Below are 17,067 nucleotides of genomic sequence, written 5' to 3' on the forward strand. Positions count from 1 at the left end.
CCGCTGACACCCGCCCGACACCCGATCCCTGGCATCGTGGCCATTGACGGGAAACGGTGGACGGGACGGCGCCACCACCGGGGTGAGGAGGACGGTCGTGCGAGTGCTGGTCGTCGAGGACTTCGAGGTTCTGGCGCGGGCGATCGGGACCGGGTTGCGGCGCGAGGGCATGGCGGTGGACGTCGTCCTCGACGGCGACGACGCTCTGGCCCGCCTGGCCGCCACCCGGTACGACGTGGTGGTGCTGGACCGCGATCTGCCGGGCACGCCCGGCGACGAGGTGTGCCGTGACATCGCCGCCGGTGACACGGGTTCGCGGGTGCTGATGCTCACCGCCGCCGGCACCGTACGGGACAGGGTCGAGGGTCTGGGGCTGGGCGCGGACGACTACCTGCCCAAACCGTTCGACTTCGCCGAACTCGTGGCCCGCGTGCGCGCGCTGGCGCGCCGCTCGGCGCCCGCCGTGCCGCCGATCCTCCGGGCGGAGGGCCTGATGCTGGACCCGGGCAGGCGGGTGGCCTTTCGCGGCGCGCGGCGCCTGGAGCTGACCCCGAAGGAGTTCGCGCTGCTGGAGTGCCTGCTGGCCGCCGGTGACCGGGTCGTGTCCACGGAGGAGCTGCTGGAACGGGTCTGGGACGAGGCCGCTGACCCGTTCACCACGGCCGTCAAGACGACCGTGCGCCGGTTACGGGCCAAACTCGGCGAACCACCGGTGATCGGCACCGTCCGCGAGGGCGGCTACCGCATCGGGGTCCCGCGATGAACCCGACGGTGACCGGCCGCGTTCGCAGCCACTTGCGACGGCCGTCCCTGCGCGCGCAGCTCACGACGCTGTACGCCGGACTGGTTCTGGCGGTCGTCGTCCCGATGATGCTGGTCGCCGGTTTCCTGTTCGGCAGGGACCAGGTCCGCCTCCGGGCCGGGGACGCCGCTCCCCCGCCCGACGCCTCCGCCCAGCAGGTCGACGCCGTGCTCACGGTCACCGGGATCGTCGTCGTGGCCCTGACCGTGGTGGCCGCGTGGTGGCTGGCCGGGCGCTTCCTCCGTCCCCTGCGCGCCATGACCGTGACCGCCCGGCAGATCTCGGCCACCAACCTCAACCGCCGGCTCGGCCTGCGCGGCCCGGACGACGAGCTGACCAGGCTCGGGCGTACGCTCGACGACCTGTTCGAGCGGCTGGACTCCGCGTTCGCGGCGCAGCGCCACTTCGTGGCCAACGCCTCCCACGAGCTGCGCACCCCGCTGGCCGGTCAGCGCGCCGTGCTCCAGGTCGCGCTCGCCGACCCCGAGGCGGGTGAGGCGAGCCTGAGGGCCGCGTGTGAGGAGGCACTCGCTCTCGGAGCGCGGCAGGAACGCCTGATCGGCGCCCTCCTCACGCTGGCCGAAGGAGAGAAGGGCATCGAGCACCGGGAGCCGGTCGACCTGGCCGAGGTCACCGAGCAGGTGGTGTCGTCGCGCCGCTCGGAGGCCGCCGGACGAACGGTCACGGTTCGTACGTCGCTGGACCCCGCGCCCGTCAGCGGTGACCCCGACCTGATCGCCAGCATGATCGGCAACCTGGTCGACAACGCGCTCCACCACAACGTCCCTGACGGACACGTCACCATCGCCACCGGCCTCACCGGCGAGGGCGCCCGCCTGACGATCGGCAACACCGGCCCGCCCATCCGGCCGCAGGACCTGCGGCGGCTCTTCCAGCCGTTCCAGCGGCTCGGCGCCCCCCGCACCCACACGACCGGCGGTCACGGACTGGGCCTGGCGATCGTCCGGGCCGTCGCCCAGGCGCACGGCGCACGGCTGACGGCCCTTCCACGCGCCGAGGGCGGCTTGGACGTGACGCTACTGTTCGGCTGATCCCGGTTCGGGCGCCGGCGGACCGGTCGCGGCGGAAGTTCTCCCGATGGCGAATTCCTCGATCACGCTACGATGCCCCCATGGCACTGCTCTACCAGGCGACCCTTCGGCCTACGAAGCTTGAGCTGCTGAGCGGCTGGTTGCCCGGACGCCCCTGGTACAGCGGGTCGGCCGGCGAGATGCGGCACGTCGCCTCCTTCCGGTTCGACGACCCGGCCGGCGCGGTCGGCATGGAGACGATACTGGTACGGGTCGGTGACGGCCCGGTTCATCAGATGCCGCTCACCTACCGCGAGGCGCCGTTGCCCGGTGCCGACGCGTGGCTGCTGGGCACCGCCGAGCACTCGGTGCTGGGCATGCGCTGGATCTATGACGGGGTCGGTGATCCTGTCTACGCTGCGGCGCTGGCGGGCGCGATCATCAATGGCACGGGCCAGGCCGAGAAACTGGTGCAGGTCGATGGCCGTCTGGTGCGTCGCGAGCCTGATATGAGCGTCCTCGGTGGTGGAGCTGAGGCAGTGGTGCTGCCGGCGGTGCGCGAGATCGAGCGGGTCACCGAGGACGACCCGACGGTGATCGTGACAGACACGGTCGAGCTGGTCGTCGTCCGCCGGCTCGATGTCGGCGTCGAGCTCGCGGACGTCGTGGTACGTGGTGCCTGGCCGGGTCAGGAGACGCCGGCGCCTCTGGCGTCCGCGAGGATTCGCTGACGTCCACGAGACCACGGCTCAGGTCGCGATGCGCGCTCAGCCGAGCGGACGGGCACGTCACCCTTGCAGGTGACGCGCGATGTCAGGTACGTCCGGCCGTCCGGCGCACGGACGGCCGGACGTGCTCAACCTTGTGAGCTACCAGTTGGCGTCGCTGATGGGCTCCAGCCGGAACTTCTCGTTGTCCCGGGTGCCGGTGTCGTACTGGTTCAGGCTGGCGCCCTGATTGAGGCTGGCGTTCTCGATCGCCAGCACCTTGCCCGAATGCTTGACGATGATGCGCACGTAGCCGTCACCGGCGTCGCGCAGCTGGAACTTCTCGTTGTCCTGGGTGCCGGTGTCGTACTGGTTCAGGCTGGCGCCCTGATTGAGGCTGGCGTTCTCGATCGCCAGCACCTTGCCCGAATGCTTGACGATGATGCGCACGTAGCCGTCACCGGCGTCGCGCAGTTCGAACTTCTCGTTGTCCTGGGTGCCGGTGTCGTACTGGTTCACGCTGGCGCCGTCCTTGAGGCTGGCGTTCTCGATCGCCAGCACCTTGCCCGAATGCTTGACGATCAGCCGGGCTCGCGACGGGTAGGGAGCCATGGGTACCTCCTGGATAGGGGGAATTCGAGGGCAGGGCCCTGCCACACACACCGGACGGTGCGACCCTGCCGGCGGTCACCACATCGAGCCGGTCGACGCTCCAAGGGTCAAGAGAGGCGCAGTTGCCATATCGGAGACATATTCTTCAGCCTCGAATTCCGGCAGATACGCCCGTCAAGAAAACCCGCGATGAGCTGCCGAACCACGGCTGCGCCTGGACATCATGGAGTTGTCGATGCCGGCCAGAATTTGCGACAGCAGAAATGGCCATGCGATTCCCTCCAGTCGATGATCGAGGCGGCGACGCGCTGTTCGCCTCCATGAAACTTGATTGCGGGCGGGAAATCACCCTCCAGCCGTGGCCACATCCGGACAGGGTTCAAGCCTCCGGCACTCGCCCCCACCAGCGGCGTCAGGCGCCAATGGCCGAAGTGTGGGTCGCGGAATCGATGTCGGACCAGGCCAGACCGAAGCACTGCCGGGCCATGCGACGCCGGCGCTTGACCACTATTGGCCAATAGCCAGGAAATCGTTGACGTCGGCTCAGAACAGGCCAATAGTTCAGCCCGTCGGGGAGTTTCGATTTGGCCTTCCCAGCTTTCCGGACCACGTATTTCCAGGCCCACCGCTTGATTGGCCCGACCGGAATCCTCCCCCGCCTGCTCGGCCGAAACGCGTCAGGAAAGCTCGAGGTCGGACGAGGCGGCCCGCCGGACGGCCGCGGCCACGGTCTCGCGTACGGACGGGAACTCGGGATGGGCGCGCGGATCGGCCGCGTGCGGCAGCTCCGAGGGCCGGTCGAGGACGACCGTGCCCGGCCCGCGGCTCATCACCAGCAGGCGGGTGCCCAGGTAGACGGCCTCGTCGACGCTGTGCGTGACGAAGAGCACGGTCTTGCCCGTGGCCTGCCAGAGCCGTCGCAGCTCTTCCTGGAGCCGCTCCCTGGTGAGCGCGTCGAGCGCGGCGAACGGCTCGTCCATCAGCAGGATCGCGGGGTCGGGCGCGAGCGCCCGGGCGATGGCGGCGCGCTGCTGCATGCCGCCGGACAGCTCGTACGGCCGCCGTCCCGCCACCTCGCCCAGCCCCACCAGCGTGAGCAGCTCGTCGGCCCTGGCCCGCCTGGCCTGCTTCGGCACCCCTGTCATGCGCAGGCCGAACTCGACGTTGCGGCGTACGTTCAGCCAGGGGAACAGGCGCGGCTGCTGGAACACCACGCCCCGGTCGGGTCCGGGCCCCGCCACGGGCTCGCCGCCCACGGCGACCGTCCCGGAGGTGGGCGCGGCGAACCCGGCGACGAGCCTGAGCAGCGTGCTCTTGCCGCAGCCCGAGGGGCCGACGATCGTCACGAACTCGCCCGCGCCGATGTCGGCGCCGATCCCGCGCAGCGCCTCGACGGGCTCCGCCTTCGACCAGCGGGAGCGCGGCCGGTAGGTGAGCGAGACGCCCTCCAGCCGCACCGCCGCCGCGGTGCGCGTGTCAGCCTGCGAAGGCATCGCGCAGGTCCTTGGTGTCCAGGCCCTTCTGGAAGACCTCCAGGGCGGGCACCTCGGGGAGCTTGTTCTGGGCCTTGAGGAACTCGGCGGCGCTGCGCAGGTTCTCGGCGAGCGCGCCCGGCTTGTCCGGGGTGCCCAGGTAGTCGGAGCCGGCCTGCTCCTTGGCGTCCAGCAGGATCAGCTCGTCGATCTGGCGGGCGGCCTCGTCGGGGCTGAGGTTGAGCTGGCGTCCGACGGCCGCCGCCGCGGCCCGCTTGTCGGTGCGTACGAGCTTGACCGCCCGGTCCTGCTGCGTCAGCCAGGTGCGCAGGGCCTGGGGGTAGGAGGTGGCGAACTGGGTGCGCGCCACGGCCAGGTCGGCCGTCAGCTTGCCCTTGGCGGCCAGCTCCTTGCTGGTGACCAGCACCTTGCCGCCCTTGCGCAGCTCGCCGAGCACGGGCGTCCAGACGTAGGCGGCGTCGATGTCGCCGCGCGTCCAGGCGGCCTGGATGTCCGGCGGCTCCAGGTCGACGACGGTGACGTCCGACTCGCTCAGCCCGGCCTCCTGGAGTGCGGCCAGCAGGCTGTAGTGCGAGGTCGAGGAGAACGGCGTCGCGATCTTCCGGCCCTTCAGCTCGGCCACCGAGCCCGCCTGGCGGGCCACCAGCGCCTCGTTCTCGCCGATGACGTCGAAGACCCACGGCACCTGGTACGGGATGTTCAGCGGCGCGGACAGGCCGCGGGTGACCGGGCTGCTGCCGGCCAGGCCGATGTCGATGCTGCCCGCGACCATCGCGGTGTTCACGTCGCCGCCCGAGTCGAACTTGATCCAGCTGATCTTCGTGTTCGGCAGCGCGCTCTCCAGCCAGCGCTGGTCCTTGACGATGAGGTCGCCGTTCGGGATGAGCTGGTAGCCGATGCGCAGTTCCGTGGGGCTGCCGTCGGCGGCGGGGGCGGCGCCGGTGCCGGTGGAGCAGGCCGCCAGGCACAGTGCGAGCGCCAGCGCGGGGATGAGGCGGTGTTTCATGGCTGATGCCTTCGCAGGGGGTCAGGCCTTGCCGCGCCAGGGCACGAGCAGGCGCTCGGTGAGTTGGAGGAGCGTGTCGATGAGCAGGCCGGACGCGCCGATGACGAGCAGCCCGAGCACGACGACGTCGGTCTGGTTGTAGCGCTGGGCGTCGCGGATCATCCCGCCGATGCCCGGCACTCCGTTGACGGTCTCGGCGGCCACGACCGTGGTGTAGGCCACCCCGACCGCGACCCGGACGCCGGTGATCACCTCGGGCAGCGCCGAGGGCAGCACGATCCGGTACGGCAGTTGCCAGCGCCCGGCCCCCAGCGACCTGGCCGCGTACAGGTAGTCCTCGTGCACCCCGCGTACGGCGTCGGCGGTGGCCACGGCGACGGGCGGCAGCGCGGCCACGAACAACAACGAGACCTTGGGCGGTTCGTCGATGCCCAGCCAGATGATCAGCAGGCTGAAGTAGGCGAGGGGCGGCAACGTGCGGACGAACGTGATGAGCGGATTGAGCAGGGCGCGCACGGTGGGCACCAGGCCGACGACGAGGCCGAGCGCGATGCCGCCGGCGATGCCGTACAGGCTGCCGAGCAGGATGCGGCGCAGGCTGGCCAGCAGGTGCTCCGACAGCAGGTAGCCGCCGTAGCCGCGCCGGCCGTCGTGCACGGAGGAGGTCAGGAAGAGCTGGTCCCACACCGACCCCGGGCTGGGGACGAACACCTCGGGCCACAGGTGGGAGGCCGCGACCGCCCACCAGATCGCGGCCAGCAGAACCACGCCCGCCGCCCGCAACCCGACACCACGGATCACCGGCCCCGCCCCTTTCCTTCATAAGCGACTGGTTTAGTCGGGATGACGGTAGAGGATCCTCCACCCGCGCGCAAGCGCCCCGGCGAAGCGGTTTGACGCGTACACTTGCACCTGTAAGACTGAACTAACAGGTGCAAGACAGACCCTCCAAGGACGACATGCCGACCAGCGAAGAGTTGCTCCGCCTGCTCGGCGCGGTCGGGCATCCGCTCAGGTTGCAGATCCTCGCCGAGCTCGCCGGCGGCCGGGTCCACGTCAGCGAGCTGGCCCGCCGGATCAAGGTGTCCCGTGCGCTGCTCTACATGCATCTGGAGCGGCTGGAGAAGGCGGGACTGATCGAAGGGCGGCTGGAGCTGGCGGCCGACGGCAAGGCGATGAAGTACATCGAGCTGCTGCCCTTCGAGCTCACCCTGACGATCGACACCGTCCTCGCGGCTCTGCGCGCGGACGACGAGGAAGGACCCCATCAGGTGCAGGAGACCCCGCAGTGATCGACATCGGTTCCATCGTGATCCCCATCGTGGTCGTGCTGATTCTGTTCGGCGCGATCACGGCCTGCATGGCGTTCTACTTCCGGTTCGAACGGCACCGCACCGACGTGCTGACGGCCGAGATGGCCAGATATCGCGAACTGGCCGAGCAGGCCGTGCAGCGGCAGGGTGAGGTGCAGGCCAGGCTGGGCGAGCTGACGGAGAAGGTCGCGGCGATGGAGAGGATCCTGCTCAGCGTCGACTGACGAGCCCGTGACACAGGTCCGGGGGCGAGCGGCAACTCACCCCCGGACGGCGGAACCGCACGACCACGCCGTGACGGCGTGCCTTTGACGCGTACGTGCTCCCACAGAAAGGAGAGCAGCTCATGCTGCTCGAACGCAAATCATCCCGCCGGCGTGCCCTCATGTGCTCGCTGACGGTCGCCGTGCCGCTGCTGGCGGTGAGCGCCCCCGCCGCCGCCACGGCGGCCGATCCGGCCCGGTCGGTACGGCAGTTCGCCGACGCCTACGTGCCCCGCCAGCTCAAGGAGCACCAGATCCCGGGGGCGGCGATCGCCGTCGTGGCGGGCGGCCGTCAGGTCTTCGCCCAGGGGTACGGCGTCGCCGAGGTGGAGACCGGCCGTCCCGTGGACGCCGAGCGGACCGTCTTCGCCCCCGCGTCGGTGGCCAAGCTGATCACCGCCACCGCTGTCATGCAGCTCGTCGAACGCGGCCGGATCGACCTGAACGCCGACGTCAACCAGTACCTCACCACGTTCAAGATCGACGACGCCTACCCGGGCCGGCCGGTCACCATGGCGAACCTGCTCACCCACACCGCCGGGTTCGCCGGCGGTGACTTCGGCACCGGCGCGGCCACCGCCCGTGAGGTGCACCCGCTCGGCGCCCACCTCGCCGACCACCAGCCGCCCCGGATCCGGCCGCCCGGCACCAGGGCCGTCTACTCCAACTACGGGATGGGCCTGGCCGGCTACCTGGTCGAGGTGCGCTCGGGCCTGCCCTTCCACCAGTACGTGCAGGAGAACATCTTCCGCCCGCTCGGCATGACGCACGCCAGCATGACCCAGCCCGAGCCCGGCCCGGTCGCCCAGGCCCTCGCCCCCGGTTACCGTCTCCAGGACGGCCACCAGGTCCGGGCCGAAGGGGCAAAATACGGGCACATGCCGCCGCACGGAGCCGGCTTCCGCTCCACCGCCACCGACATGGCCGCGTTCATGCTGGCCCAGCTGACCGGCGGCGGCGGGATACTCCGGCCGGACAGCGTGCGGCTCATGCAGAGCCGCCGCTTCGGCAACGCCGAGGGCACCGCCGGCATGGGGTACGGCTTCCAGGAGTACACCAGGAACGGCCGGCGCCTGCTGGTGCACCGGGGCAACATTCCCGGCTACTTCGCGATCATGGCGCTGATCCCCGACCGGGGCATCGGCGTCTACGCCTCCTACAACGGCATCGGCAAGGGCGGCCCCGACTCCGCCTGGTCCCTGGTCAACGCCTTCGCCGACCGCTTCGCCCCGGCTCCCGCCCCGGCGGACGGCACGCCGGGCCCGCTGCCCGACGTCGCCCAGTACACCGGCACCTACCGTACGGCCCTGGCCGCCGACATGACCGACCTGGGCAAGCTCAGCTCGCTCACCAGCACCGTGACGGTCAGCGCGGGCGGCGACGGCCTCCTGACCACCACCGGCGCGGTCGCGCTCGGCCCCACCGAGAGCCGTCAGTGGACGCAGATCGCCCCCGCCCTGTTCCGTGAGAAGAACGGCTACCGCACCATCCAGTTCCGGCCTGACGGCCTGCTGGCCACGGAGAACCCGGCGGGGCCGCTGGAGCGCCTGGCCTGGTACCAGTCGCCCACGTTGCATCTCGGCGTGCTCGGCGTGAGCCTGACCGTGCTGCTGCTGTCGGCTGTGGGCGGACCCCTCTTGCATGCCGTACGCCTCGCCCGGCGCCGCCGCAGGCCCGGCGGGTCCGGCGGGTCCGGCGGGTCCGGCGACGGATTCGCGCCCGCGGGTGCTTTCGGGGCTGCCGCCGGAGCCGGGCGGACGGCGCCCCTGCGGCCGGTTCACGGGCGGACGGTTCGCGGGCGGACGGTTCGCGGGCCGCGCCTGGCCGGGCTGCCCGCGTGGATCACGGCGGTGCTCGTCACGGCCTCCGCCGGATCCCTCGTGGCGATGTTCGCCGACTTCGACGCCAACCAGGCCGAGTTCTTCCTGGGCGGCAGCCCGTTGTTCACGACCATCACCACGCTGCCCGTCCTGGCCGCGGCCGGGGCCGGCGTGACGCTGGTCACCGCCGGGCTGGCCTGGGTCAAGGGCTGGTGGACCCTGGCCGGGCGGATCCACTGCACCGTCGTGGTCCTCGCCGCGCTCGCCTATCTGAGTGTGGCCGCCGCCTACAACCTGATCGGCTGAGAGCCTCCGGAGACGATCATCGAGGCACCGCACAGGCCCACCGGGTCGGGTCAGTCGGCCGACCTGCGCTTGCGGTAGGCGCGTTGCTGGCAGGCCCGCGAGCAGTAGACGCGCGGGCGGCCCGAGGGGGCGGTTTCCAGCGGGGCGCCACACTCGGGGCATCTTTCGTCACGGCTTTCGTCACGCTCTCGGATCAGCACCTCGACGCCGTCCAGGAGGCGGCGCAGGCCGAACGTGAAGGAGTCCTCCGGGTCGTCCCAGCCGCCCGTCTCCCACAGGCGTGAGAGGGCGGGAAAGCGGTCGAGGCGTTGGTAAAGGGAGTCGCGGGCGCCCCACCACTCCTGCTCGGACACGCCGCTGCGGCGTTCCTCGCGCCGGGTCTCGGCCAGGAGCAGCGCCTCGGCGTCCACGAACCGGCCGAGCAGGCCGACCACCGCGACCACCTCGGACGGCCGCAGCGCGGTGCCGGTCAGCGCGCCGAGCATGTGGTCGTAGTGGGCGACCGCGTTCGGGCCCGGCAGGTGGCGGGAGCCGCGCACCTCGGCCAGCCACGGGTGGCGCATGCGAAGCTCCCACGCCCGCCGCGCCGCCTCCTCCAGCCGCCCCCGCCACCCGACACCGGCGTCCGGGCCGGCGTCCGGCGCGGCGTCCGGGGCGGCGTCCGGGGCGGCGTCCGGGGCGGGGACGAGGGCTTCGCCCAGCACCTCGTCGCGCATCAGCTCCACGAGCTGGTCGCGGCCGGGTACGTGGCGGTAGAGGGACATGGTCGTGAAGCCCAGCCGGTCGGCGACCTTGCGCATCGACAACCCCTCCAGGCCCTCGGCGTCGGCCAGCTCGACCGCGGCCCGCACGATCCGGCCCAGGCTGAGGCCGGGCCGCGGCTCCCGTTCCGCGTCCCGCCACAACAGCTCGAGCCCGTGGTCCGGGTCCCCCGCCGCACCTCGCGTCATTGGCGCCTCCCTCGTTTATGGTGTATTACTCCGTGTACGCCATAAACAGCAAAGGGGAAACCTGTGTTCCACTTCCATGTCGCACCCGGCGGGGACGACTCCTGGCCCGGCTCCCTCGACCGCCCCTTCGCCACCGTCCGACGCGCCCGGGAGGCCGCCAGGGGGGCCGGCGGGGAGTCCGTCGTCCACCTCAGGGGCGGCGTCCACGTGCTGGGCGAGCCTCTGGAGCTCACCGAGGCCGACTCGGGCACCGTCTACCAGGCCTACGGCCACGGCACCCCCGACCAGGAGGACGCCGTGCTGAGCGGTGGCCGGACGATCACCGGCTGGCAGGTGCGCGACGGCGTCTGGCTGGCCGACGTCGGCGACCTGGAGACCCGCCAGCTCTACGTGGACGGCCGCCGCGCCGCCCGGGCCGCGATCGAGGGGCTGCCCGGTTCGTCCCCGGCCGCGACCGCCACCGGCTACGTCACCGACAGCGCCGCGCCGCTGGCCTGGACCAGCCCGCGCGACGTGGAGTTCGTCCACCGCGGCGTGTACCCGTGGACCGAGGGCCGCCTGCCCGTCGCGGACGTCGCCCAGGACGGCGACCGGACCGTGATCACCATGGCGACGCCCGCCTTCGGATGGGCCGCCGAGCTGTACAACTCCACCTGGGAGGGCATCACCTCCGCCGGGCCCGGCCTGCCCACCAGGATCGAGAACGACCCGAGCTTCCTGCGCGAGCCGGGCACGTTCGTGCTCGACCGCTCACGGCCGGGCCACCATGTGCTGCGCTACCTGCCCCGCCCCGGCGAGGACCCGGCCCGTACGCGGGTGGTCGCCCCGTCGCTGGAGACCCTGGTACGCGGGTCCGGCGCGCGGCGGGTGACCTTCCGCGGGCTGACGTTCGCCGAGGCGACCTGGTTGCGCCCGAGCCGCCCCGAGGGCTTCGTGCACTATCACGGCAGCGGCTTCTACGAGGGCGGCGGCGTCGGCGTGGCGGAGCTGGGCGAGGGGGCGTCCGTGACGTATCCCACGGCTTCCGTGACGATTCCCGCCTGCGTCACGTTCGAGGACTGCTCGGACGTGGTGATCGAGGGGTGCCGGTTCACCCGGCTGGGGGCGTCCGGGCTGGGGGTGTCCGGCGGCGAGGGGCACGTCGTGCGTGGCTGTGACTTCGACACGCTCTCGGCGGGGGCCGTCGTGGTGACGGGCAGCCGGGGCACCGTGATCGAGGACAACCTGGTACGCGGCGTCGGGCTCGAATATCCGGGATCGCCGGGCATCGCGGTGATGGGGACGTCCGGGTGCGTCGTCGCGCACAACGAGGTCAGGGACGTGCCGCACTGCGGGATCACCGCCGGGCCCGGCGAGGGCACCCGGATCGTCCGCAACCGGACCGTCGACACCATGCAGGTGCTGGCCGACGGCGGCGGCGTGTACGTGTCGGGGCCGCAGGGCGGTTCCCATGACGACGGGGCGCTGGTGCTGGGCAACGTCATCGAGGACACCCGCACGCCGTACAACTTCGGGCTCTACACCGATTACGGCGCCTCCTGGGTGCGGGTGGAGGAGAACGTCGTCGCGCGCGCCGACAACACGGCGGTGCTGCACGTGGGCCCGCCGCTGGAGAACGTCGTCTACCGGGGCAACTTCTGGGACGCCGACCCGCTCGGCCACGACGCCCCGCCACCCGGGGTCACGTACGAGGAGAACCGCACCATCGAGGACGAACAGGAACTGAACGCCGCGACCACCGCCATCCGCGCCCAGGCGGGCCCCCGCCGCCCCCTCTGACGAACGGGCGCCTGGCCGGGACCAGCCGTCCCGGCCGGGCCGATGTCGGTCCCGATCCCCCTGCCTCGCGCGCCCGGTGGACCATGTCGACGAACGCCTTGCGCAGCTCAGCGCGACGCGCACCGGTCAGGGACACCCACAGCCGGATGAGCTGCGGCGCACCGGGTGGACGCCCGGGGGCGCTTGTCCAGGACGTGCCGAATGGCGGCACGCCCCCATCAGGTCTGGGAGAAGCGCACACGAACCGGTGACAGATGCCTCTGGGCAGCCCCTGGCCGGGCTGCCTAGTTTCTTGAGCGGAACCGTCTCCTTGAAGGGAGCCTGGAACGGCTTCCTCGGCGCCGACGGCTGCAGGAAGGAACCCCTGTGAAGCCCCCGCCGCACGCCAACAGCTCCTCGGGCGTGGGCCCCGACAGCTTCGTCCGGCAACCCTCAGGACTCAGAAGGGAATGCATCATGCGCCACGTCCGAACGCTCGTCCTTGCCCTCGTCGCGGCAGCGCTCCTGCCCGCGACGGCGGCCGCGGCCCAGGAACGTGTGTACGACTGCGTCCAAGGCTTCTGGTCGCTCAACCCCTACCGCGGCGGGATCGACATCCTCGCCGGCCCCTGCACGGGACCGGCGTCGAGCCCGGAACCGGCCTACGTCACGTTCCCGTCCGGGGTGCCCTCGCCTCCCAAGACGTTCCTGTGCCCGAGGCCCGCGTACGTCAACGGCACCGTGGTCGCGTCGCAGTGCGCCCACGTGCCGCCGGCCTGACACCGGAAGCCCGCTCGGGTGGCGTCTCCGGCGGGCGCGGCCAGGTCCCCTGGCCGGAGCTCGCCCTTGACGGTGCTCATCGCCGGGTGGAGTCGCGCAGGACCAGGCGCCATTCGATCGGACCGGTTGCCGCTTCCTCGCCCAGGACCAGCTGCGCGCAGCGGGCTCCCTGGGCACGCAGGTCCTGCGCGACGGTCGTCAGCCCGGCGGCGGCGGCCGCGTCGGTGCCGTCCCAGCCGGTGACGGCGAGGTCGCCGGGGATGGCGAGACCGGCACGGGCGGCCGCTCGCATCAGGCCCAGGGCGAGCTCGTCGCTCATGGCCATGACAGCGTCCGGCGCGTCCGGCCCCTTCAGGAACGCCGTGGCCATGGAGTCGGCCTCGCGCGCGCTGTTGCGTGCGCACACCGCGACCCGCACCTGCGACCAGCGACCGCCGGCCGCCTCCCAGCCGTCACGGACCCCGCGCAGGCGCTCACGGGTCACGCGGAAAGTCGCCTCGGCCGGATCCAGCCCGTTGTGGACCCCCGGCGTCCTGGCGCGATCGAGCGGGAAGCTGAGCACCATCGGCCGCCGGGCGCCGGCGAGGGCCTCGGCGGCGACGGCGCGGGCTGCGGCACGGTCGTCGATGGCCACGATCGGCAGGTCCCGGTGGTGTGGTCCGCCGTGCACGACGGCGGGCAGAGCGGTGGCGGCCACCGCTTGCAGCACGGGGTCGTCGTCGCTGGTCGTCCAGACGACGAAACCGTCGACCGCGGCCTCGGCGACCCGGTCGGTGTCCGAGGGCGCCCCGGTGATGGGCACGATCGTGAGCCCCAGACCGTGACTGGCGCAGACCTCGGCGACGCCGGCCAGGAACCGGGTGGCCTGGGGGTCCTCGAAGGCGTAGGTGAGGTGCTCGCCGAGCACCACCCCGAGGCTGCCGGTCCGTCCCCGGCGCAGTGAGCGGGCCCCCGGATGAGGGCCGGGGTATCCCAGGCGGGCGGCGGCTTCGCGGACCCTGGCCCGGGTGCGTTCGGAGACGCGGTCAGGCTGGGCGTAGGCGTAGGAGACGGTCATCACCGAGACCTTCGCCGCGCGGGCCACCTCCGCCATGGTCGGCCGGGGCCGAGAAGGGTCTTTGGCCATGCCTCACCCTATCCTGTGTATCGTTACACAGCATGTGTATCGATACACAGGACTGCACCGGTCACGGTCACCTCCGAGCCTGGGTGCCGTACGCGGGATTCACTGTCTTCGGCGCGTTCTGGGGCGTGTGGGGTGCGTCCGTGCCCGCCATTCGCGACCAGGCCGGGCTGACCGATGGCCAACTCGGCACGGCGCTGCTGTTCATCGCCGTCGGCGCCCTGCCCGCGATGCCTCTGGCGGGCAGGGCCGTGGACCGGTGGGGGCATCGCGTCACGGCGATCACGCTCACGTCGCTCGGCCTCGCCGGCATCGCCGTGGCCGTCACCGCTCACGACCTGCTTGCCTCATCCGTGGGACTGGCGGTTCTGGGCGTGTCGTCCGGCGCGGCGGACGTGACGATCAACGCGGCGGCCGGCTCCGTCGAACGGGCCACTGGCCGTCCGGTTATCACCAGGGCGCACGGCTTCTTCTCCTTGGCCGTGGTCGCGGCGAGCCTCGTCACCGGCCTGCTGAACGCCGCCGGCCTGCCCGTGGTCGTGCCGTACGTGCTGGTCCTGCTCGCCGCCGGCGCTGTGAGCGCCGCCCTCGTCACCGGCGACCGCGCGCGGCCTGATGCCGGCCGTCGCGATCATGACCGTACCTCGGCCGCGCGGAGCCGGCCGGGTCTGCGCGCTCATCTGCCGCTCCTGCTGGTCGCGGGCGGACTCGGTGCGCTGGGATTCGCCGTCGAGAACGCTCACCAGAGCTGGAGCGCCGTCTACCTCGCCGATGCCGTGCACGCCGGACCCGTGCTGGTCGGCGCCGGACCCGCGGTCTTCGCACTCGCCGTCTCGCTCACCCGCTTCGCGATCAGCGCGGTGCAGGCCCGGCGCGCGTGGATCGTCCTCACCGCCGGCGCGGTGATCTCCGCGGCGGGGACGTCCCTGCTCGCCCTCACCGCGTCTCTCCCTCTGGCTCTGCTCGGGCTGGCCCTGGCCGCCGTCGGCACCGCCGTGCTCTTCCCCACCGTGCTCGCCCTGGCCACCGCCAACGTCCCCGGCGCGGCCCGCGGTGCCGCCACCTCGGTCGTGTCCACCTCGGCCTATCTCGGTTACCTCGCCGGGCCGGTGTACGTGGGGCACTGGGCGCAGGCGACCGGGCTGCCGGGCGCCATGCTGGCCGTGGCGGCACTCGCCGCGGCCTTGGCGCTGCTGGCGTGGCCCGCACTCAGAGCCGTCGTTCCCTCCCCCGCACGGCGCGGCACCGCCGAAGCAGGAGCGACGGGCAGGCCGCGCCCGTAACGGGACCGCTCGTCGCGGGCGAGGTCGGGCTTCCCGGCCGGCTCGCCGCCGCGCAAGCCCCTGTGCGCACGGCAGGCAGAGGTCATGGCCGCTCCCCGGCCTGGTCCACGACGCCGATCGCGACGCGGGTGAAGACCGACCATGTCGTGCCCTTCTCGACGCTCCACTCCAGATGAGGAGGGACGGGAACCAACTCGCCGTCCTTCAACGTGGACATGAGGACCCCGTCCGGCTTGGGGTAACGCTCCTCGTGGCCGGTGATCGCAGTCTCCCGCCGCGCCCGGTAGGCGTAGGTCACGGGGTCCAGGAGGATTTCGACCTTGCGCCAGCCTTCGGCGACTTGAGAGATCGACAGCGCCGGACGAGTTCGGCGTCTTCGTCCACTGGGGGCTGTACTCGGTGCCCGCGTGGGCGACCGCCCGTCTGCCCGGCGAGCACGTGCCCGTGGAACTGGAGTTCAGCCACCACCAGTACGCCGAATGGCACGCCAACACCGTCCGCATCCCCGGCTCGCCGGCCCGCGCCTTCCACGAGCGGGAGTACGGGGTCGGCACCCCGTACGAGGATCTCGCCGACTCCTGGCGGGCGGAGGCGTTCGACCCGGCGGCCTGGATGCGACTGATCGCGGGGTCCGGCGCGCGCTACGTCGTGCCCACGGCCAAGCACCACGACGGGTTCTGCCTGTGGGACACCGCCACCACGGCCTTCAGCAGCGCGCGCCGCGGCCCCCGCCGCGACCTGATCGCCGAGCTGGACCGCGCCGCCCGGGCCGCGGGCCTGCGGTTCGGCCTGTACTACTCGGGGGCGCTGGACTGGCACGTGTCCGACTTCCCGCCGATCCAGTCGATGACGGACCTGTTCACGCTGCGCCGCAACGACGAGGCGTTCGCGCGCTACTGCTTCGAGCAGGCCATGGAGCTGATCGACCGGCACTCCCCCGACGTGTTGTGGAACGACATCGACTGGCCCGACTCGGGCAAGGCGGCCGGGCCGTACAGTTTGCAGGCGCTGTTCGAGCACTACTACGAGCGGGTGCCAGAGGGCATCGTGAACGACCGCTGGGGCGTGCCGCACCTGGGCTCGCGCACCCGCGAGTACGTCTCCGAGCAGCAGACCTCCCCGTGGGTGTGGGAGGCCACGCGCGGGCTCGGCCAGTCGTTCGGCTTCAACCGGGCCGAGGACGAGCGCCACCTCGTCCGGCCGGACGAGCTCGTCCACCTGCTGGTCGACACCGTCGCCAAGAACGGCAACCTGCTGCTCAACATCGGGCCGCGGGCCGACGGCTCGTTGCCGGAGTCCCAGGTCGAACGGCTGCGCCACCTGGGCGCCTGGCTGGCGGCCCACGGCGAGGCGATCTACGGCACCCGGCCGTGGGTCCGGCACGCCGAGCCCGTCGGCGACCCGGTCCGCTACACCGCCGCCCCCGACGGCGCCCTCCACGTGATCGCCCTGGACCCGGCCGCGGGACGGCTGACACTCGCCGGCGACCTGGTCGAGCGGGCGCGGGCCGGAGCCACCTGGGGTGACGGCCCGGCCGCGGTGGATCGTTCCGGCGGGGTCGTCGTCCCCGAGGCGTTGCGCGGGCTGCCGGCCGCCGTCCTCAGGCTGGCGCCCGGCGCCTGAACGGGGGACGCGAACTCGTGCGCCGCGGCCGCGCCATCGGCGTGGGAGGCAGACGGCACGGGAGAAAGGGGGCGGCCCCTGCGCCAGGCGGGCCGCCCTCGTCTGCCTACGGCCCGTGCGACGTATGCCGGCGGCAGGGAGCCGTTGGCGGCCACGCCGACGGCGACGATGCCGAGCAGGCGCCACGTGCCGAGCGG

General features: G+C 72.2%; 16 protein-coding genes and 1 pseudogene. 10 read left to right on the forward strand and 7 right to left on the reverse strand.

All coding sequences use genetic code 11. The features are described 5' to 3' along the window. Positions 1-97 precede the first annotated feature (97 nt). The 3 genes from AB0J71_RS24120 to AB0J71_RS24130 all read left to right on the forward strand — a co-directional run bounded on the left by AB0J71_RS24120 (position 98) and on the right by AB0J71_RS24130 (position 2,564). Positions 98-763: a response regulator transcription factor gene (locus tag AB0J71_RS24120; protein WP_364416109.1), complete on the forward strand. Its 666-nt coding sequence runs from the start codon at positions 98-100 to the stop codon at positions 761-763. Then, on the forward strand, positions 760-1,854 hold the full coding sequence (locus tag AB0J71_RS24125) for a HAMP domain-containing sensor histidine kinase (protein WP_364389440.1): 1,095 nt from the start codon (positions 760-762) through the stop codon (positions 1,852-1,854). Before AB0J71_RS24120 ends, AB0J71_RS24125 begins: the two co-directional genes overlap by 4 nt. A gap of 80 nt (positions 1,855-1,934) precedes the next feature. Further along, positions 1,935-2,564, forward strand: a complete 630-nt coding sequence (locus tag AB0J71_RS24130; RefSeq protein WP_352328014.1) for a hypothetical protein — start codon at positions 1,935-1,937, stop codon at positions 2,562-2,564. Positions 2,565-2,702: 138 nt separating this feature from the next. On the opposite strand, the gene AB0J71_RS24135 is transcribed toward AB0J71_RS24130, so the two are convergent. From AB0J71_RS24135 to AB0J71_RS24150, 4 genes are all read right to left on the reverse strand, one after another. Then, on the reverse strand, positions 2,703-3,152 hold the full coding sequence (locus AB0J71_RS24135; RefSeq protein WP_364416111.1) for an RICIN domain-containing protein: 450 nt from the start codon (positions 3,150-3,152) through the stop codon (positions 2,703-2,705). A 677-nt stretch (positions 3,153-3,829) separates the two neighbouring features. Then, positions 3,830-4,645, reverse strand: coding sequence for an ABC transporter ATP-binding protein (locus AB0J71_RS24140; protein ID WP_352326869.1), 816 nt, complete (start codon positions 4,643-4,645; stop codon positions 3,830-3,832). Continuing rightward, the gene (locus tag AB0J71_RS24145) at positions 4,629-5,651 is read right to left on the reverse strand and encodes a glycine betaine ABC transporter substrate-binding protein (RefSeq protein ID WP_364416113.1); all 1,023 of its coding nucleotides are present in this window, start codon (positions 5,649-5,651) and stop codon (positions 4,629-4,631) included. The genes AB0J71_RS24140 and AB0J71_RS24145 overlap by 17 nt, the downstream gene beginning before the upstream one ends. 21 nt (positions 5,652-5,672) lie before the next feature. After that, complete coding sequence (locus tag AB0J71_RS24150; protein WP_364416115.1) at positions 5,673-6,452, reverse strand: ABC transporter permease; 780 nt, start codon at positions 6,450-6,452, stop codon at positions 5,673-5,675. Positions 6,453-6,610: 158 nt separating this feature from the next. On the opposite strand from AB0J71_RS24150, the gene AB0J71_RS24155 reads away from it, so the two are divergent. From AB0J71_RS24155 to AB0J71_RS24165, 3 genes are all read left to right on the forward strand, one after another. After that, positions 6,611-6,943, forward strand: coding sequence for a winged helix-turn-helix domain-containing protein (locus tag AB0J71_RS24155; RefSeq protein WP_352326866.1), 333 nt, complete (start codon positions 6,611-6,613; stop codon positions 6,941-6,943). Then, positions 6,940-7,188, forward strand: a complete 249-nt coding sequence (locus tag AB0J71_RS24160; RefSeq protein ID WP_352326865.1) for a hypothetical protein — start codon at positions 6,940-6,942, stop codon at positions 7,186-7,188. The genes AB0J71_RS24155 and AB0J71_RS24160 overlap by 4 nt, the downstream gene beginning before the upstream one ends. 122 nt (positions 7,189-7,310) lie before the next feature. Beyond that, positions 7,311-9,353: a serine hydrolase domain-containing protein gene (locus AB0J71_RS24165; protein ID WP_364416117.1), complete on the forward strand. Its 2,043-nt coding sequence runs from the start codon at positions 7,311-7,313 to the stop codon at positions 9,351-9,353. A gap of 50 nt (positions 9,354-9,403) precedes the next feature. Here AB0J71_RS24165 and AB0J71_RS24170 read toward each other — a convergent pair whose 3' ends face one another. Next, entirely contained in the window at positions 9,404-10,303 is a 900-nt protein-coding gene (locus tag AB0J71_RS24170; RefSeq protein ID WP_364416119.1) for a TetR/AcrR family transcriptional regulator, read from the reverse strand. A 63-nt stretch (positions 10,304-10,366) separates the two neighbouring features. Here AB0J71_RS24170 and AB0J71_RS24175 point away from each other — a divergent pair, with 63 nt between their 5' ends. Both AB0J71_RS24175 and AB0J71_RS24180 read left to right on the forward strand, forming a co-directional pair. Next, on the forward strand, positions 10,367-12,082 hold the full coding sequence (locus AB0J71_RS24175) for a right-handed parallel beta-helix repeat-containing protein (RefSeq protein ID WP_364416121.1): 1,716 nt from the start codon (positions 10,367-10,369) through the stop codon (positions 12,080-12,082). Positions 12,083-12,538: 456 nt separating this feature from the next. Beyond that, complete coding sequence (locus AB0J71_RS24180) at positions 12,539-12,841, forward strand: hypothetical protein (RefSeq protein WP_352326861.1); 303 nt, start codon at positions 12,539-12,541, stop codon at positions 12,839-12,841. 76 nt (positions 12,842-12,917) lie between these two features. On the opposite strand, the gene AB0J71_RS24185 is transcribed toward AB0J71_RS24180, so the two are convergent. Then, positions 12,918-13,925 carry a LacI family DNA-binding transcriptional regulator gene (locus AB0J71_RS24185; RefSeq protein ID WP_352326860.1) on the reverse strand — a complete coding sequence of 336 codons (1,008 nt, stop codon included), beginning with the start codon at positions 13,923-13,925 and terminating at the stop codon, positions 12,918-12,920. Positions 13,926-13,999: 74 nt separating this feature from the next. Between AB0J71_RS24185 and AB0J71_RS24190 the strand changes: the two genes are divergently transcribed. Continuing rightward, a complete protein-coding gene (locus AB0J71_RS24190) occupies positions 14,000-15,247 on the forward strand; it encodes an MFS transporter (protein ID WP_364416123.1) in 1,248 nt (415 codons plus the stop codon). 82 nt (positions 15,248-15,329) lie between these two features. Here the strand turns inward: AB0J71_RS24190 and AB0J71_RS24195 are convergent, their stop codons facing one another. Continuing rightward, positions 15,330-15,545: a hypothetical protein gene (locus tag AB0J71_RS24195; RefSeq protein ID WP_364416125.1), complete on the reverse strand. Its 216-nt coding sequence runs from the start codon at positions 15,543-15,545 to the stop codon at positions 15,330-15,332. 74 nt (positions 15,546-15,619) lie between these two features. On the opposite strand from AB0J71_RS24195, the pseudogene AB0J71_RS24200 reads away from it, so the two are divergent. Continuing rightward, positions 15,620-16,870, forward strand: a pseudogene (locus tag AB0J71_RS24200) (alpha-L-fucosidase); the annotation flags it as partial. Positions 16,871-17,067: the final 197 nt, after the last annotated feature.

Source organism: Nonomuraea sp. NPDC049637 (genome assembly GCF_040675235.1).
GTDB lineage: Bacteria > Actinomycetota > Actinomycetes > Streptosporangiales > Streptosporangiaceae > Nonomuraea.

Excerpts from the sequence above, each read along its gene's own strand:
- AB0J71_RS24155 (WP_352326866.1), top strand. The coding sequence starts at position 6,611 with ATGCCGACCAGCGAAGAGTTGCTCCGCCTGCTCGGCGCGGTCGGGCAT.
- AB0J71_RS24180 (WP_352326861.1), top strand. The coding sequence starts at position 12,539 with ATGCGCCACGTCCGAACGCTCGTCCTTGCCCTCGTCGCGGCAGCGCTC.
- AB0J71_RS24135 (WP_364416111.1), bottom strand. The coding sequence starts at position 3,152 with ATGGCTCCCTACCCGTCGCGAGCCCGGCTGATCGTCAAGCATTCGGGC.
- AB0J71_RS24140 (WP_352326869.1), bottom strand. The coding sequence starts at position 4,645 with ATGCCTTCGCAGGCTGACACGCGCACCGCGGCGGCGGTGCGGCTGGAG.
- AB0J71_RS24145 (WP_364416113.1), bottom strand. The coding sequence starts at position 5,651 with ATGAAACACCGCCTCATCCCCGCGCTGGCGCTCGCACTGTGCCTGGCG.
- AB0J71_RS24165 (WP_364416117.1), top strand. The coding sequence starts at position 7,311 with ATGCTGCTCGAACGCAAATCATCCCGCCGGCGTGCCCTCATGTGCTCG.
- AB0J71_RS24190 (WP_364416123.1), top strand. The coding sequence starts at position 14,000 with ATGTGTATCGATACACAGGACTGCACCGGTCACGGTCACCTCCGAGCC.
- AB0J71_RS24125 (WP_364389440.1), top strand. The coding sequence starts at position 760 with ATGAACCCGACGGTGACCGGCCGCGTTCGCAGCCACTTGCGACGGCCG.
- AB0J71_RS24130 (WP_352328014.1), top strand. The coding sequence starts at position 1,935 with ATGGCACTGCTCTACCAGGCGACCCTTCGGCCTACGAAGCTTGAGCTG.
- AB0J71_RS24170 (WP_364416119.1), bottom strand. The coding sequence starts at position 10,303 with ATGACGCGAGGTGCGGCGGGGGACCCGGACCACGGGCTCGAGCTGTTG.